The 15,669-nt window shown below is 71.4% G+C and carries 15 protein-coding genes and 1 pseudogene; 7 read left to right on the forward strand and 9 right to left on the reverse strand.

Annotated features, from left to right (window positions below; all coding sequences use genetic code 11):
* Positions 1–34: 34 nt before the first annotated feature.
* Entirely contained in the window at positions 35–394 is a 360-nt protein-coding gene (locus tag ACWCPW_RS14060) for an NADH-quinone oxidoreductase subunit A (RefSeq protein WP_449761764.1), read from the reverse strand.
* A 1,221-nt stretch (positions 395–1,615) separates the two neighbouring features.
* Between ACWCPW_RS14060 and ACWCPW_RS14065 the strand changes: the two genes are divergently transcribed.
* Positions 1,616–1,792 (forward strand): DUF397 domain-containing protein, encoded by a 177-nt coding sequence (locus tag ACWCPW_RS14065; protein ID WP_449761786.1) that lies wholly within the window; start codon positions 1,616–1,618, stop codon positions 1,790–1,792.
* 163 nt (positions 1,793–1,955) lie between these two features.
* On the opposite strand, the pseudogene ACWCPW_RS14070 reads toward ACWCPW_RS14065, so the two are convergent.
* Positions 1,956–2,218, reverse strand: a pseudogene (locus tag ACWCPW_RS14070) (mycothiol transferase); the annotation flags it as partial.
* Between the two features lie 480 nt (positions 2,219–2,698).
* A complete protein-coding gene (locus tag ACWCPW_RS14075; RefSeq protein ID WP_449761765.1) occupies positions 2,699–3,433 on the reverse strand; it encodes a DUF4232 domain-containing protein in 735 nt (244 codons plus the stop codon).
* A 660-nt stretch (positions 3,434–4,093) separates the two neighbouring features.
* Between ACWCPW_RS14075 and erm the strand changes: the two genes are divergently transcribed.
* A complete protein-coding gene (gene erm, locus ACWCPW_RS14080; RefSeq protein ID WP_449761766.1) occupies positions 4,094–4,930 on the forward strand; it encodes a 23S ribosomal RNA methyltransferase Erm in 837 nt (278 codons plus the stop codon).
* An 82-nt stretch (positions 4,931–5,012) separates the two neighbouring features.
* Positions 5,013–5,237 carry a hypothetical protein gene (locus ACWCPW_RS14085; protein ID WP_449761767.1) on the forward strand — a complete coding sequence of 75 codons (225 nt, stop codon included), beginning with the start codon at positions 5,013–5,015 and terminating at the stop codon, positions 5,235–5,237.
* A gap of 28 nt (positions 5,238–5,265) precedes the next feature.
* On the opposite strand, the gene ACWCPW_RS14090 is transcribed toward ACWCPW_RS14085, so the two are convergent.
* Both ACWCPW_RS14090 and ACWCPW_RS14095 read right to left on the reverse strand, forming a co-directional pair.
* Positions 5,266–5,640 (reverse strand): cupin domain-containing protein, encoded by a 375-nt coding sequence (locus tag ACWCPW_RS14090; protein WP_449761768.1) that lies wholly within the window; start codon positions 5,638–5,640, stop codon positions 5,266–5,268.
* A gap of 89 nt (positions 5,641–5,729) precedes the next feature.
* On the reverse strand, positions 5,730–6,101 hold the full coding sequence (locus ACWCPW_RS14095) for a cupin domain-containing protein (protein WP_449761769.1): 372 nt from the start codon (positions 6,099–6,101) through the stop codon (positions 5,730–5,732).
* Between the two features lie 76 nt (positions 6,102–6,177).
* Between ACWCPW_RS14095 and ACWCPW_RS14100 the strand changes: the two genes are divergently transcribed.
* A complete protein-coding gene (locus ACWCPW_RS14100; protein ID WP_449761770.1) occupies positions 6,178–6,624 on the forward strand; it encodes a MarR family winged helix-turn-helix transcriptional regulator in 447 nt (148 codons plus the stop codon).
* A 43-nt stretch (positions 6,625–6,667) separates the two neighbouring features.
* Here ACWCPW_RS14100 and ACWCPW_RS14105 read toward each other — a convergent pair whose 3' ends face one another.
* On the reverse strand, positions 6,668–7,531 hold the full coding sequence (locus ACWCPW_RS14105; RefSeq protein ID WP_449761771.1) for a MerR family transcriptional regulator: 864 nt from the start codon (positions 7,529–7,531) through the stop codon (positions 6,668–6,670).
* A 192-nt stretch (positions 7,532–7,723) separates the two neighbouring features.
* The gene (locus tag ACWCPW_RS14110) at positions 7,724–8,257 is read right to left on the reverse strand and encodes a winged helix-turn-helix transcriptional regulator (RefSeq protein WP_449761772.1); all 534 of its coding nucleotides are present in this window, start codon (positions 8,255–8,257) and stop codon (positions 7,724–7,726) included.
* 153 nt (positions 8,258–8,410) lie between these two features.
* Here ACWCPW_RS14110 and ACWCPW_RS14115 point away from each other — a divergent pair, with 153 nt between their 5' ends.
* Positions 8,411–9,565 carry an acetyl-CoA C-acetyltransferase gene (locus ACWCPW_RS14115; protein WP_449761773.1) on the forward strand — a complete coding sequence of 385 codons (1,155 nt, stop codon included), beginning with the start codon at positions 8,411–8,413 and terminating at the stop codon, positions 9,563–9,565.
* Between the two features lie 178 nt (positions 9,566–9,743).
* Entirely contained in the window at positions 9,744–10,451 is a 708-nt protein-coding gene (locus tag ACWCPW_RS14120; RefSeq protein WP_449761774.1) for an SDR family oxidoreductase, read from the forward strand.
* A gap of 110 nt (positions 10,452–10,561) precedes the next feature.
* On the opposite strand, the gene ACWCPW_RS14125 is transcribed toward ACWCPW_RS14120, so the two are convergent.
* Entirely contained in the window at positions 10,562–11,794 is a 1,233-nt protein-coding gene (locus ACWCPW_RS14125; protein ID WP_449761787.1) for a helix-turn-helix domain-containing protein, read from the reverse strand.
* A gap of 180 nt (positions 11,795–11,974) precedes the next feature.
* Here ACWCPW_RS14125 and ACWCPW_RS14130 point away from each other — a divergent pair, with 180 nt between their 5' ends.
* Positions 11,975–12,916 carry an SGNH/GDSL hydrolase family protein gene (locus ACWCPW_RS14130; RefSeq protein ID WP_449761775.1) on the forward strand — a complete coding sequence of 314 codons (942 nt, stop codon included), beginning with the start codon at positions 11,975–11,977 and terminating at the stop codon, positions 12,914–12,916.
* 303 nt (positions 12,917–13,219) lie between these two features.
* On the opposite strand, the gene ACWCPW_RS14135 is transcribed toward ACWCPW_RS14130, so the two are convergent.
* The gene (locus ACWCPW_RS14135) at positions 13,220–15,433 is read right to left on the reverse strand and encodes a BTAD domain-containing putative transcriptional regulator (RefSeq protein WP_449761776.1); all 2,214 of its coding nucleotides are present in this window, start codon (positions 15,431–15,433) and stop codon (positions 13,220–13,222) included.
* Positions 15,434–15,669 lie beyond the last annotated feature (236 nt).

Consider the following 15,669-nt stretch of genomic DNA (forward strand, 5'->3'; position numbering starts at 1 on the left):
GCTCATCGGTCCCACGTCGTTCGTCGCTTCCACGTCAATCCCACTCCAGGCCGCCGCGACGCCACAGGTAGGCGTACGCGACGAAGACCGCGGCGACGAACAGGACCATCTCGACGAGACCGAACATCCCGAGCGAGTCGAAGTACACGGCCCACGGGTAGAGGAAGACGATCTCGATGTCGAAGACGATGAAGAGCATCGCCGTCAGGTAGTACTTGACCGGGAATCGCCCGCCGCCGATCGGCTGCGGGGTGGGCTCGATGCCGCATTCGTAGGCTTCGAGCTTGGCCCGGTTGTAGCGCTTGGGCCCGGTGACCGCCCCCATCACGAGGGAGACCACTCCGAAGGCCAGGGCAATGCCCCCGAGCACGAGGATCGGCGCGTACAGGTTCACCGCGCTCCCATCTCCCTTCTCAGTCCCCCGGAGTCACGCATGTGACCGGGTTCACAAGCTGCCGGAACGGCGCCCATCCTAGGCCCCTCACGATGTGATCTGCGACACGGGCAGGGAACGATCATGGTGTGATCTTCCCCACCTGATGATCGATCAGAAACGGTTGCGTGCAGGCAAAAATCACACAGGGTGAGAAATAGGGGAGCCTAAACGGTTCGGCGCTCACGGACGATGTTGATCACGAAAATCGCCTATACCACCCGTTCACAAGCTCATCAAATTTGGCCGAACATGATCGGTTGTGATAGCCGCTGAGGGCCCTCGCGCACAGAGCGTCACGGTTGGAACCGCCCTTCGGGCGGGAAAAACGCGGCTCCGCCGCTCTCCTCGCTGCCGCTCGTCGATCACTGGACACGATCAAGTCGTGGGCGCTGACGCACCGGGGAGTCGCCGAGTGCGCAGCAGCGCCGGAAGGGGTCGACCCGGGTCGTGGCGGAGTGGTGGGCGACGGGCTCCCGAGCGGTGCTCGGGGGTTCAAGCGGTCGGCCGGCCCGAGTCGCGACACCTGACGGCCTTCCCGGCCCGAGCGGCCCAACCGCCCCATCCACCACATCACTCACACCGGTGAACCAGCACATCCCGGGCACCGAGCAACACGGCATTGCTCGCCAAGTCGTCAGCAGACCGAACGCACGAACATCGCGAACCGTGGCCCACTCTCCCGCGGAACGCTCGGCCCCAAGGAGCGATACCCCCGGCTCGTCCAGAAGGCCAAGGCTCCCGGCGCATCCGCCCGAGCAGTGAGCGCCGTCCGCTCCCCTCCCTGGAACACCGCGCTTCGCGCGGGGCGGCTGCGCCGCCGGCGGCCTCCGGCCGCTCTCCTCACGCGCTCGTCGATCACTGGTCGACGATCAAGTCGTGGGCGCTGACGCGCCGGGTGTCACCGAGTGCACAGCGGCCTCGGAACACCGCGCGCGAATCGCCCCAGGGTCGGGCGGCCGATTCGGCATCCCGGGGAGTCGGGCAGCGTCGTGGCACCCCGCCACCCCATGGCGCCCACTCGGACCAAATACCCATCAGCTACGAAGCAGGATCTCAACTACTGCGAGACGAGCGAGTGGTCAGACGATACCGACGGGACCTCGACTACTACCGAGACACAGCACAGGACGAAGTTTCGTCACGGAAGATGATCACAAGGAGGTTGAGAGGGCTATGAACATGGACCAAACGCTGGCATGGCGAACATCAACGTGGTCACAGCACAATCAGGAGTGCGTCGAGATAGCCCCACTGCCGACGGCCACGGGTATTCGGGATACGAAGGACCGAACCCGAGGCCACCTCCAAGTCAGCCCCGCTGCGTGGACCGAACTGATACGCAGGCTCAAGGATTGACAACCGTACCCGGGAACTCCCCGCACATCACACGAGGCCGGTTGGGTTCTCCGGTCGAGACCGGGCGCCTTACCGGCAGGCAGATGATGGAGTTCACGAAGTGATCAGCCCCATCCCCCATCCGGGCGGACCGGCCTCAAGGTTCGTGCAGCACGGCAGCGCACTGCGTGAGCGGGAAGTCGACGGCGATACGCATCTCGCGGTCGGGGTCCTCATCGGTCCAGGGGCCCCGGTCTTCCTCGCCGAGGAAGACCGCCTGGAACCAGTGGTACTCGACCCAGCGGAGGTGGTTGATCAATCCGCTCATGTTTTGCGGGCGTTCTCCGCAAAGACGCCATCGCACTTGGCGCGGGCGGTGGCATGTGTGTAGTCGAGAAATGTGGTGAGCCGCGTGCGCTCGTCCCACGCGGGCGGCGTGTCGTCGATTCTGAGAGTCGTGCCAAGCGTCCCCGATCGCCGTGGCCGATGTCGAGGCACTTGTCCGGCGGGTCGCTACAGCAATTCAGCGCCGGTGAGACGCCCGGCATAATCCGCCGGACATACCCTGCGCACGTCGAGGTCACCGGCGCGGGAGAACACCTCGGCGGGGTCCGTCGACGCGGCCTCGTGTTGTTGGTTTACGCGCCGAGTGTCGTTCTGGGCTCCGTCGACCGCGCGCGTCGATTCCCGCAGGCTTTTCGGTCGATGCCCTCGGCGGGCGGCGGGGTGCTCACGACGAGGCATAGCGTCGGTGCGCATCAGGGTCGGGTCGCTGGACGCCGATCGATGAATCCGTCGGCGCCGGCACTGACGGCGGCCGGGGGCCGGCGTGTGGGTGGCAGTGTCTGTGGGTCTGTGGGCAGGGGCCCCACCGCTTGTGCGGTGGGGCGGGGCCCGGGGTGTGCGTCGGTGTTGCGCGGGTGTGGGTCAGCCGCCCTGGCCGGCGCCGCCCATGGGGCCGACGTTGATCGGGGAGCCGGCCCCGTCGATGACCGGCACGGTGGGGGTGCCGGGCCAGTTCAGGGTGATGGTCTTGGTCTCTCCGGGCGGGGTGACCTGCAGGCCCGTGACCTTGACGCCGTAGTCGCCGGTGGCGCCGCTGGGGTAGGTGACGCCGAAGGACACGGACTTGTCGCTCTTGAGGACGAACGGGTCGGCCGGGGCGCCGACGCGCTTGGCGGACAGGGGCCCCTTGGCGGTCTGGAGGTCGACGCCCGCGAATCCGGACATCGTGCAGTTGTGACCGATGTTCTTGAACGTCACCATGACGGTGAGTTCGTCGTCGCCGCTGATGGTGGCGTCCTGCGCGGTGGCCCTGAGGTCGTCGGTGCGGCACTTGCCGATCGAGTCGTCGCTGCCGGCGCCGGCCCCGCCGGTCGTGCCCTGCCCACTGGAGGTCTTCCCGGCGGAGTCTTTCCCGGTCGAGGTCTTGCCGCCACCCTGATTACTGAGCTGATTGGTGACCTGGTCGGTATTGGCGCCCTGGTTGCCGCCCGTGGTCGACGAGCCGGACGGCGCGACCGCCTGGCCGGCGACAGGGGCGGGCGGAGCACCCTTCGCAGCGCCCGAGTTCGAGTCCGTGCCCTGGCAGGCCGTCATCAGCATGACGCCGCCGAGAAGGGCTGCGGAGACGAGAACGGACTTGCGGTGGTTGCCGGACATGTAAATACCCCTTGGTATCCCGTAGTTGAGGCCGCATCGGTCTCGGCCCTCGGTGTCTGCGTGATCACTATGAAGCGCCGCGGACGCCGGGGATATGGGAGTCGTCGTCCCACGACACCGCTGTCGCAGACCGGTGACATGGTCACAGGACACGCCAACGGCCCCTCCAGCCCCGTTCGTCACCCCGACAACGGCACACCCGACCAAGCGACAACCGCCACTGCTCGACCGACGTACGAACCCCTGGAAGTCCCGCCGTTCTGCGGTGCCGCCGCCGTTCCCGCCGGTCCCCGAACGCCACACTTCCGGTGTCTTCGTCGCGGCCCCGGTCGGGTTCGTACACATCGGCCGGCTCGCCCCGGCGCCTACGCGTGCGCGTAACGAACCGTGACACTCGCAGACTTGCTCCGGAGGCACCCCGGGCGAGCAGGGACCAAGGCTCCGCCCGCATCCTGACCCCGGGCCGGAAAATGGGTTCGAGGTCAGCGCGGGTGTCCGGCTATGGTCGGGGCATGTTCGCTTCCGCCTTCACGAGGACTCGCCGCTTCTAGCGGCGGGCCGAGGGTCTCTTCTCTCCGAGTTCCGCCGCACTTCGGGTCCATTCGCCGGTGCGGCCGATTCGTGCTGCCCGGCTCCGAACTGCCTTCGCGGAGCCCCCTCGTGCCTTATCCCACTCATGGTGGACGTCATGAACTCGGTCAGAACTTCCTGGTCGATCGTGCGGTGATCGAACTCTTCGCGGACCTGGTCGCCCGTACGTCCGGACCGATCGTCGAGATCGGGCCCGGCGACGGCGCCATCACTTTGCCGCTCGCTCGGACCGGGCGGCCGATCACGGCGGTCGAGCTCGACCCGAAACGCGCCCGGCGGCTGGCTCGAAGGGTGCCCGGACACGTCGAGGTCGTGGCCGCCGATGTACTGCGGTTCCGGTTCCCGCGCGAGCCGCACACCGTGGTGGGAAATCTGCCGTTTCATCTGACCACCCCGGTGTTGCGGCGACTGTTGGAAACGGAGCACTGGCGGAGCGCGGTCTTGCTGGTGCAGTGGGAGGTGGCCCGGCGGCGGGCGGGCGTGGGCGGGGCCACGATGCTGACGGCGGCCTGGTGGCCGTGGTTCGAGTTCGGGCTGCACGCGCGCGTGCCGGCCCGGGCGTTCCGACCGATGCCGTCGGTGGACGGCGGGCTGCTCACGATGACGCGCCGGGATTCGCCCCTGATCGACGAACGGCCGGGTCCGTACCAGGAGTTGGTGCGCGAGGTGTTCACCGGACCGGGGCGCGGCCTGCGCGAAGTCCTGGACCGCACGGGGAGGTTCGCGGCGCCCGGGCTGCGCACGTGGTTCCGGAACGAGCACCTCTCGCCGCATGCGTTGCCCAAGGACTTGACCGCGGGCCAGTGGGCCTCGTTGTGGCGGTCGAGTGCCGTACGGGGACGCGAGAGCGGAGCGGCACGCACCCGGGGCGCCGATTTCGGATGGCAGGCGCGCCCACCCCGCTGAGTCGGCATCGACGCGCGCTCGATGCGGCACGTTTGTCGGCGCACGTCGTGAAGCTGTCAGCACGATCCAGTTCGAGCACTTGGTGAAGGCCGGGCGTCCCGCCGGCGCCGCCGATCGCAGCGCGTTGCCACTGGCCGGCGACGACGCGGAGGCGGCGGAGGCGGCGCCCGTCGACGCCATCGGTTTGGACGTCAACGACGCCGGACCGCTCGCCGAAGGCCGCGCGTTCCGGCCAGGCAGCGCCGTCTACAACGTGTACGGCCGGGTGCCGGACGCGGCGACGCCGCGCGCGGGCCTGGGACTGTAGGGCGCTACCGGGCCCGCCGGGCAGGGCCCTACCGAGCCCATGGGGCGACGAAGGGCTCCTGGCCGGGGATGAGTCCCTGTCCGCCGACCGGAAGAACGACAACCGCCTCGAACGGGTCGGTGCCGTGGTTGGCCAGGGCGAACGAGGTGTCGGCCGGGACGACCAACGCATCGCCCGATTCGACGTCGAAGGTCTCGCCGTCCATGGTGACGGTGAGCCGACCCGACAACGCCACGAAGATCTCCTCCCGGGTGAGCGCGTGCGGCGGGGACGACGTGCCCGGCTTGAGGGTGAGCCGCCATGCGGCGTTCTCGGTGGAACCACGGCTCGGGGCGGCGAGGCCGACGAAGGTCGCGTGCGGGTTCTCGAAGACGGGCGCTTCTGCGGCGGCGATGAACGGCATGGGGATCGTCTCCTGGAGGCGGGTCGCAGAGGGAGGGAGTAGCGGCAGGAAGCCGAGGCGGAGGCGGAGAGAAACAGGGGACGACAGGTCTACTGGGCCCACGGCGGATCGATCAGGTCGCCGCCCATCCGGGCCTGCCCGCCGACGGGCAGGATCGCGATCGCCTCGAAGGGCTCGTCGCCCGGGACGGCGATGCCGAAGAGCACGTGTGCGGGGACGATGAGGGCGTCACCGGCGTGGAAGTCGCGCGTTTCACCGTCGATCGTGACGACCGCCTTGCCACTGATCGCGATGAAGATCTCCTCGCGGGTGACCGCGTGTTCGCGGCCGAGGTTGCCGGGGTGCATCGTGAAGCGCCAGACGCTGTTCTCCTTCGAGCCGCGGCTCGGGGCGGCGAGGCCGATGGCGGTCATCAGCGGAGCTTCGAAGAGCGGCGCGTCGGCGGCTTTGATGAGAGGCATCGTGGTTCCTTCGGGTAGAGTGTTCAACTAAGGTGTGCAACCAGAGTTGAGCATATTTCCAGGGAGGACGTCAAGCGTGGACTTCGGACTGTTGTTGGGGAGCGCCTACCAAGCCTTCGTCCAAGAGCTGCACGCCCACTTGGCGGAACGCGGGTTCCCGGTGATGGGGTCGTCGTACGGCTTCGTGCTGCGCACGTTGGACCGGGAGGCGACGACCGCCACGCAGCTCGGCGAACGGCTCGGGATCACCGCGCAGGGCGCGGCGAAGGTGGTCGACGAGATGGTGGCCGTCGGCTATGTCGAACGCCGCCCGGACCCGACGGACAAGCGCGCGAAGCGGTTGCACCTGGCGCCGGGCGGGGTGGCGATGTTGACGGCGGTGCGTGAGTTCCACGCCGAGTACGAGCGCAGGTTGACGCAGCAGGTCGGCGCGCAGGACGTGGCCGCCGTGCGACGGGTGTTGGCGGCGATGGTCGCCACATCCGCCGGGCCGGACCTGGCGCGCCTGTTCCGCCCGCTGTGAGGTAGCCCGCGCGGGTGACGGCGGCGATCGGCCGCCCGTACGATCACCCGGCCGGCATCCCGGTTCGGCCGGGGGTGATCGGCTCCTGGAGTTCCGTCACCCACTGCTCCGGGTCGGCCGGGCATTCGAGGTAGAGCTCTCGGGCGTATCCCAGCGAGCGATATCCGTTGGCATCGATCCACCTCGCCATCGCCTGGACGCCGGTCATCACGTCGTCCATGGATCCGCGATGCACATACGTCGCGGCGCACTCGATCTCGGGCAGGTCCACGATCTCGAAGTCGAAGTCCACGCCGACGCCGGCTCGGTGCTCCGCCGCGATGGTCATGCCGGCGTGGATGACGACCGTGTCCTCCTCGTCCGGCGAGGCCTCGTAATAGGCGATGCCCGGTCCGGTCGGGACCACGCCGGCGGCCGCGAGGCGGCGGCACAGTTCGTCGTACAGGGGGCCGATGATCGGGCCGATCCCCTCCGGCCCGTCGGCGCCGGCGGTCGTGGTCGCGGTCGCCTCGGCGACCCGGACCGCCGGGATGCGCTTGATCACGATGTCGTCGGTGGGCATTCGTCCCTCGGCTTCGATCGTCCGGAGCCTCGCCTCGACCTGGGCCAGTCGCCTCGCGTCCGCCGCCACCGCGGCGGCGAGTTCGGCCTGCCGCAGGCGCAACATCCCGCGCAGTTCGCCGTCGCTCACCCGCTCGTCCAGGATGCCGCGCACCTGGTGGAGGGTGAAGCCGAGGTCCTTGAGCGCGATCACCCGGTTCAGTCGGGCGAGTTGGCCGGCCTCGTAGAAGCGGTAGCCACTGGCCGGGTCGACGTGGGCGGGCCGCAGTAGTCCGATCGCGTCGTAGTGGCGCAACATCCGGACCGATACACGGCCGTGCCTGGCGAAGTCTCCGATGGTGAACATGACGCCTCCCAGTGCACTGCCTCACACGGTGTCAGGGTCAAGCGGACGACCCGACGAACGGCCGGCCCCGACCGACACGACCAGGTCGGCTCATCCCGAACCCGTGCGGCGGCGGCGCCGCCCACACCCACCCGGGCCCACGAGGACGCCGGCCCGACTCACCCCGCACCCGCACCCGCCGGGCCGACGCCCTCACCCCACCGGCCCCGCCCGGTCCCACCCCTTCGCGTGGACGTGGATCCGCACGCTGCCCGCCTCGACCTCGCGGCCGCAGCTCCGGCACATCACCGCGACGTCCAGCTCGTGGTCGCCGTGCCCGAACACCACCGGCGGCTCCTCGGCCAGCCAGCGGTCGCCCCAGGAGGCCAGGGTCTGCAGCACGGGCGCGAGGTCGCGACCCCGGTCGGTCAGGTGGTACTCGAAGCGCGGCGGGCGCTCCTGGTAGCGGCGGCGCTCCAGAATCCCGGCGGCCTCCAGCGCGCGCAGCCTGGTGGTGAGGATGTCGCGCGGCGCGCCGGTGTTGCGCGCGATCGCGTCGAAGCGGTGATTGCCGAAGCCCAGCTCGCGAACGGCCAGCAGCGCCCACTTCTCGCCCACCACCGACAGCGTGGCCGCGACCGAGCACGGCCGCCCGACCGGGCCGCGTCCGGACCGGGACGGGGCATCGGAGCCGGCGGCGGAGGCCGTCGAGTCGTCGGCGGACGAACCGTTCGAGGAACCACTCATGACCATCACACCGACAAGGTTGCCATCTCCAACCCACTCGCGCTACGTTGACGAAAAGCGAGTTGGATTTTCCAACCCTCTGGCCTCGGGCGGCTCACCACAGCGCGACGCCGCCAGGCCCGATCGCACGCCCCTGTCGAAAGGCGGCCGCTCATGAGCAACGAGGCGTACATCGTCGACGCCGTCCGAACCCCGGTCGGCAAGCGCAACGGAGGCCTCGCCAAGGTCCACCCCGCCGACCTCGGCGCGCACATCCTGCGCGGCCTGATCGACCGCACCGGCCTCGATCCCGCCGCCGTGGACGACGTGATCTTCGGCTGCCTCGACGTGATCGGCCCGCAGGCCGGCAACATCGCCCGCACCTCCTGGTTGTCCGCCGGTCTCCCGACGAGCGTCCCGGGCACCACCATCGACCGCCAGTGCGGCTCCTCCCAGCAGGCCGTGCACTTCGCCGCGCAGGCCGTGCTCAGCGGCACCGCCGACGTCGTGATCGCCGGCGGCGTACAGAACATGAGCGCCGTACCGATCTCGGCGTCGCTGCGCGCCGGACGGGAGTTCGGCTTCGAGAGCCCGTACGACGGCGCGCGGGGCTGGCGGGACCGGTTCGGCGACCAGGAGATCACCCAGTTCCGCGCGGCCGAACTGATCGCCGAGCGCTGGGGCCTGACCCGCGAGGAGATGGAGGCGTTCGCGGTCGCCTCGCACGAACGCGCGCTGCGCGCCCAGCGCGAGGGTCGCTTCGCCAACGAGATCGTGCCGTACGGCGAGGTCACCCGGGACGAGGGCCCGCGCGAGCCTGACCTGGCCAAGATCCGCTCGCTGCCCACCCTGCGCCCGGACGGCCGGATCACCGCGGCGCTCGCGAGCCAGGTCTCCGACGGCGCCTCGGCCGCCCTCGTGGTCTCCGAACGCGCCCTGCGTGTACACGGATTGCGCCCGCGCGCCCGGATCCATCACCTCACCGTGCTCGGCGACGACCCGGTGATGATGCTGACCGGGCCGATCCCGGCGACCGCCCGGGCGTTGGCACGCACCGGCCTGTCCCTGGACGACATCGACCGGGTCGAGATCAACGAGGCGTTCGCGTCCGTGGTGCTCGCCTGGCAACAGGCGACCGGTGCGGATCCGGAGCGGGTCAACGTCAACGGCGGCGCGATCGCGCTCGGCCACCCACTGGGCGCGAGCGGCACCAAACTGCTGGCCACCCTGCTCAACGAGCTCGAACGCACCGACGGCCGCTACGGCCTGCAGACCATGTGCGAAGGCGGCGGCATGGCCAACGTCACCATCATCGAGCGCCTCACCTGACCCACCCGTCCGTCCCCTCGGCCAACAGCCCGGCACCCGGCACCCGGCACCCGGCACCCGGCACCCGGCACCCGGCACCCGGCACCCGGCACCCGGCACCCGGCACCCGGCACCCGGCAGGCAACCCGCCGGCCCGTACCGCGGTTCCACCCTCCCCATCCCGAAAGAAGCACCCCGCATGAAGATCGCAGGTTCGGTAGCCCTCGTCACCGGGGCCAACCGCGGCCTCGGCCGCGCCTTCACCCGCGCCCTGGTCGAACGCGGCGCGCGCACCGTATACGCCGGCGCCCGCGACCCGAGCACCGTCACCGACCCCGGGGTCACGCCGATCGAGCTGGACATCACCGATCCCGACCAGGTGGCCGACGTCGCCCGCCGACTCGACGACGTCGACCTGCTCGTCAACAACGCGGGCGTCTCCCGCTCCGCCTCGTTCCTGACCGCGGAGAGCCTGGACCCGGCCCGCGCGGAAATCGAGACCAACTACTTCGGCACCCTCTCCGTGAGCCGCGCGTTCGCCCCCGTCCTGGCCCGCAACGGCGGCGGCGCGCTGGTCAACATGCTCTCCGTGTTGTCCTTCATGACCATCCCCCGAGTCGGCTCGTACAGCGCCTCCAAGGCCGCCGCCTGGTCCCTGACCAACGCGCTGCGCCTGGAACTCGCCGCCCAGGGAACCCTGGTGGTCGGCGTGCACGCGGGCTTCATCGACACCGACATGGCGGCGGGCGTACAACTGCCCAAGATCGCCCCGGCCGACGTCGCCGCGCAGACTTTCGACGCGGTCGAGGCCGAGCTGTACGAGGTCCTCGTCGACCACTACAGCCACGACGCCAAGGCCGCCCTGTCCGCCGACTCGGAGGTGCTCTACCCGGCCCTTCGCCGCTGACGCGTTCGCGCGGCACAGGACGCGGTCGCACAGCACAGGACCCGTCCACACGGCACAGGACGCGGTCGCGCAACACGGGACGTGTTCGCACAGCACACGACGCGGCCGTGTCAGGCGCCCCCGAGTCCCCCGCCCGCCCCGTCCGTGCGCAGTGCGCGCCGGGCCACCAGTGCCGCGTTCAGGCGATGCAGGTCGTCGGTACGGCCCGGGGACAGCCCGGTGAGCCCGGTCACCCGGCGGATCCGGTAGTCCACGGTGTTCGGGTGCAGGTGCAGTGTCGCGGCGGTGGCTCGGCGGTCGCGGCCGTGGGTCAGGTAGGTCTCCAGCGTCAGCAACAGCTCGGGCCTGCGGTCGAGTGGCGCGAGCAGGCCGGCCAGGGCGGGCAACGCCGCGCTGGGGCGGCTGAGTTGGTAGTCGAGCAGTACATCGGCGAGCAGGTACAGGCCCGGGCCGCGGCCACTGCCGCGGACCAGGCGGAGCACCTCGGCGTTGCGGTCCACCGCGTCCGGGATCCCGGTCGGCTCGGCGAGCGCGGCCGACGCGGTGATCGCGGTGTCGGCCGCGTGCGCCGCGTGTGCGATCAGGGCGCGTACCTCGGGCCAGCCCGGCGCGGCGTCCACCGGCAGCAGCACCGTCCCGCCGCGCGGGTCGAGCGCGGCCAGCGCGGGGGCGCCGGTGAACCCGTCCAGGGCCTGCCGGATCCGGCGCAGCTTGCGCCGCGCGGCGATGCCGGCGCACGGGCCGGGCCGGGCCTCGTCCGGGTGCGCGGCCAGCGCCAGCGTCAGCACCAGGTACCGGGCCGCCGGGCGCACCCCCGTCCGCCCCGCGACCGCGTCCGCCGACTCGCCCGCCAACAAGGCCACGAACAGCTCGTGTCGGCCGCTCTGTTCCGGACCGGCGGCCAGTCGGCACGCCTCCAGATAGGCCGAGCTGACCGCCGTGACGATGGCCCGCTGCAGCCCGAGCAGATCGGCGAACAGGGCGAGGACGTCGGCGAGTTCCTCCGGGCGGGCCTGACCGGTGGTCTCCCGCCAGCACATGTCCACGCCGATCTGATAGGCGGTCAGAATCGCGTCGAGCGGTACGCCCTCCTCCGCCCGCTGGGCCGCCGAGGCGCGCTGCGGCGCGAGATCGGCGTCGCGGGCCGCGAGCCGGCCCTCCACGACGTCGGCGAACAGGCGCACGGTGTGCTGCACGATCTCGGCGATGTCCCCGGCCAGTTCCTCGGCCGGCAGCGCCGCGTACGCGGGCAGCTCGGCGGGCAGCCGGTCCAGCACCTCCCTGGTCAACCGCGGCGCACCGGCCCGCAGCCGGGCTGCCACGGGACGCCCGCCGATCCGCAGCGGGCCGCGCCGCGGTCGATCGGCGTGCGGGCGCTCGCGGGTGGTGGGCGCCCGATCGCGCGGCGGGTTGTCACGTGTCACAGGGACCTCCCGGAAAGTCTGTGTTACTCACCAGTTAAGCCGGTGTGTCCGAGTCTGCATGATGACGCGTGGGACATTCCACGACCGGCGGGAGTCGTCATGAACTCTGCGGCACGCATGGGGAGTCGGCTGCACAACAGTCCACGGAATCCACCCGGTCGCCTGCGCCGGTTCGGGCGCGGGACGGCGGCGGCGATCGCGGCGAGCGCACTGGCGCTGGCCGGCCTGGTCGCCGCGTCCGGGCCGGCGGGTGCGGCGGATCGTCAGGTCTACGTCGCGCTCGGCGACTCGATGGCCTCGGGTCCGCTGATCCCGGACATCACCGGGCCGCTCGCGTGCGGCCGGTCCACCAACAACTACGCACACGTCCTCGCCGCGCGCCTGAACGTCGCCGAACTGCGCGACGTGACCTGCAGCGGCGCGGACAGCAACGACATGACCTCGCCGCAGCACCTGTCCCTCGGCGGCATCGACATGGGCGAGGCACCGCCGCAGTTCGACGCGCTGAGTGCGGACACCACGCTGGTCACCCTCACCATCGGCGGCAACGACGTCGGCCTGGTCGGCGTGGCGCAGGGCTGCGCGACGCTCAACCCGTTCGCGACCCCGTGCAAGGACAAGTGGACGGCCGGCGGGGTCGACCAGATCGCACAGCGCATCGACGCGTTCGCGCCCAAGCTCGGCGCGGTACTCGCCGGGATCCACCAACGCGCGCCGCAGGCACGGGTCGTGGTCACCGGATACGGCCTGTACATCAAGCCCGGCGGCTGCTGGCCCTACCAGCCGGTCCTCGGCGTCGACGCGGACTACCTCCAGGGCAGCGTGAACCGGCTCAACACGGCCATCGCCGCCCAGGCCGCGAGCCACGGCGCCACCTACGTGGACGTGGCCGGCCCGAGCACCGGGCACGACGCCTGCCAGGCCCCGTCGGCCAAGTGGGTCGAGGGCTACGTCCCCACCGACCTCGCGGCCCCGCTGCACCCCAACCGCCGAGGCGAAGCCAACTACGCCGCCATCATCGCCCCGCACATCCCGGGCTAGCCTGAACCTCGGCGCACCCCACACCGCACCGGCACGGCGCGGGCGTGGGGTGCGTCGCGGCGTGGGCAAGGCTCCCGGAAGGGCTCCGCCGGCAGGAACGACGCGCACCGAAGGGATCGTTGCGGCCGGATCGGAGCAGACCTTCCCGTCCGGTCGAAGCGGTCGGCCCGAAGCAGTCGGCCCGAAGCAGTCGGCCCGAAGCGGTCGCCGCTGACCGGCCCCGGCCGCACCACCGCCCACCCAAACCGATCCGCCCGGAACCGGCCCGGCCGCACCACCACGGCGCCCTACCCCAACCCCTCCCTACCCGTGGCTGTGGTCCCCCGACTGGGCAAGCGAGCGCTCCACTCCCGCCTCCATCTCCTTGCGGGCCGCGTCGTCCGCGACCCCCGACCGCTCGAAGGCCGTCAGCGCGCCCCGCCACAACTCCGCGGCCTCGCGATACGCGAAGTGGATCTCCGCGTCGAGCGCCGCCAGGCGCGCGAAGTGGGTGGCCTTGGCCGCCGTCGCCCGCGACGCCGAGGCCAGATAGTGGTGGGCCAGCGCCGCCACGTCCCGAGGCCGCACGGCCTCGATCGCCTCGGCCGTGCGCGCGTGCATCCGGGCCCGGCGAAGCTGCGACAGGTCCTCGTACAGCGTGTCCCGCACCAGCGCGTGGGTGAACCGCAGTTGGCCCGCGTCCGGCTCGACGAGCAGCCCGGTCAGCAGCGCCGACTCGACCGCGTCCAGCACGGTGTCCTCGTCCGCGTCGCCCTGCGCCAACAGCACGTCCACGTCGATGTCCCGGCCGAGCACGCAGGCCTGCTTGAGCACCTCCTGCGCGGCCTTCGGCAGCCCCGCGACATGCCGCCGGATCACGTCCCGCACCCCGACCGGGACCTCGGACACCGCCGCGTGCGCGCCCTCGGCCGCGAGCACCCGGGCGGTCTCCAGGACGTAGAAGGGGTTGCCCGCCGTACGGTCCACGATCGCCCGTACGGTGTCCTCGTCGATCGTCGCCGAGACCGCGCCGCGCACCAGGTCGGCGACCGCCTCCGGGGCCAGGCCGGTGAGTTCGACGCGTTCGGGACCGCATCGTGCCAGCCGGGCGAGCGCGTCGGCGAGCAGGTCGCCGACCTCGTTGTGCCGGTAGGTGACCACGAGCAACACCCGCCCGGCCGCGTCCCGATCGGTGGCCAGGTGGCACAGCAGCGCCAAGGTCTCCTCGTCCGCGCGGTGCACGTCGTCCAGCACCAGCAGCCACGGCGTCTCGGCGGTGGCTCGGGCCAGGTAGCCCACCACGGCCTGATGCAGCATCAACTTCGCCGCGGCCTGATCGCCGACCGGGACGAACGAGTCGGCCAGCAAGGGTGCGAGCACCCGCGCGGTCTCCTCGTCCGGCGGACTCACCGCGGCGAGCGTGCGCAACATCTGGGTCCACGGCCACCCGGCCGGCGCGCCGCCGGACTCGGGGCAGCGCCCCCACGCGGCCCGCCAGCCCTCGGCGGCCAGCAACTCCCGTACGTGCTCGGTCAACGCGGTCTTGCCCTCGCCCGGATCGCCGCTGACCAGGGCGACCGAGAGCCGCCCGTCGGCCCGCTTCGCCGCGGCCAGCAGGGTCGCGGTCTCCTCGGCCCGGCCGATCAGGGTGGTCATCCGCGGCACGAATCCGTCCTCCGTCGCCTCGTCGGCGGCCTGCGCCAGGCCCGGAACCTCACGCGGCGCGGCGGTCCCGGTCGCCGGCGCGGCCGAGGTCGACACCGCCGCCGGCGCGTCCAACTCGGCGGCGTGCGCCAGGATGTCCGCCTCCAGTCGCTGCAACCGTGCTCCGGGCTCGACGCCCAACTCCTCGCGCAGCGCGGTGCGTACCCGGCGCAGCACGGCCAACGCGTCGCCTTGACGCGCACATCGGTACATCGCCAGCGCGAGCAATCGCCAACTCTCCTCGCGTAGTGGGTGGGCCGCCGCGTGCGCCTCCAACCCCGGCACGATCCCGGACGCCTGCCCGATCGCGAGCCCCGCCTCGGCCCGGCGCTCGACCGCGACCAACCGCAATTCCTCCAGCCGGGCCGCCTCGGGTCGGGCCCACGGCTCGTCGGCGAACTGCGCGTACGCGGGCCCCCGCCACAGGTCCAGCGCCGCGGTCAACTCACGCAGCGCCTCCTCGGCGGCGCCGGCCGCCAGCAGGCCGCCGGCCCGGTGCACCAGGGCCTCGAAACGCCACGCGTCGACCTCGTCCGTGCCGACTCGGAACGCGTAGCCGGGCGGTGCGGTCACCAGTACGGTCGAGGGTGTGCGCGGCGCGCGATCGGGTTCGAGCGCACGGCGCAGGTGCGACACGAAGGTCTGTACGGAGCCGAGCGCGCGATGCGGCGACTCGCCGTGCCACAGGTCCTCGATCAACCGGTCGACCGGTACGACGTGCCCCCGCGCCAGGACGAGCCGAGCGAGAACGGCCCGATGGCGCGGGCCGCGCAGGTCGGCCGGCCGGTCACCGTCCCACGCTTCGAGCGCTCCCAGAACACGAAACGTCAGCATGGATAAGAGACCTTACTGATGCGTCACGAGCGGCCGAGCGGCGGCCGGGGCTGAAGTCGTCCGGCCGTTGTCCCACGTCGCGTTCAACGCCGACTCGACGTCCGTTGAACACGCTTGCCGCCGTCCTGCCGCGCACTGGCCATCCACCCGCCGCGACCGCCGGCGGTCGTCGCGAGTCGCCGCGACACCGGCCGGGGGGGAGTTCGGGAGAGGGGGGGGTAGGGAAGAGGGTGGCG

It is taken from the genome of Embleya sp. NPDC001921, from assembly GCF_053594475.1.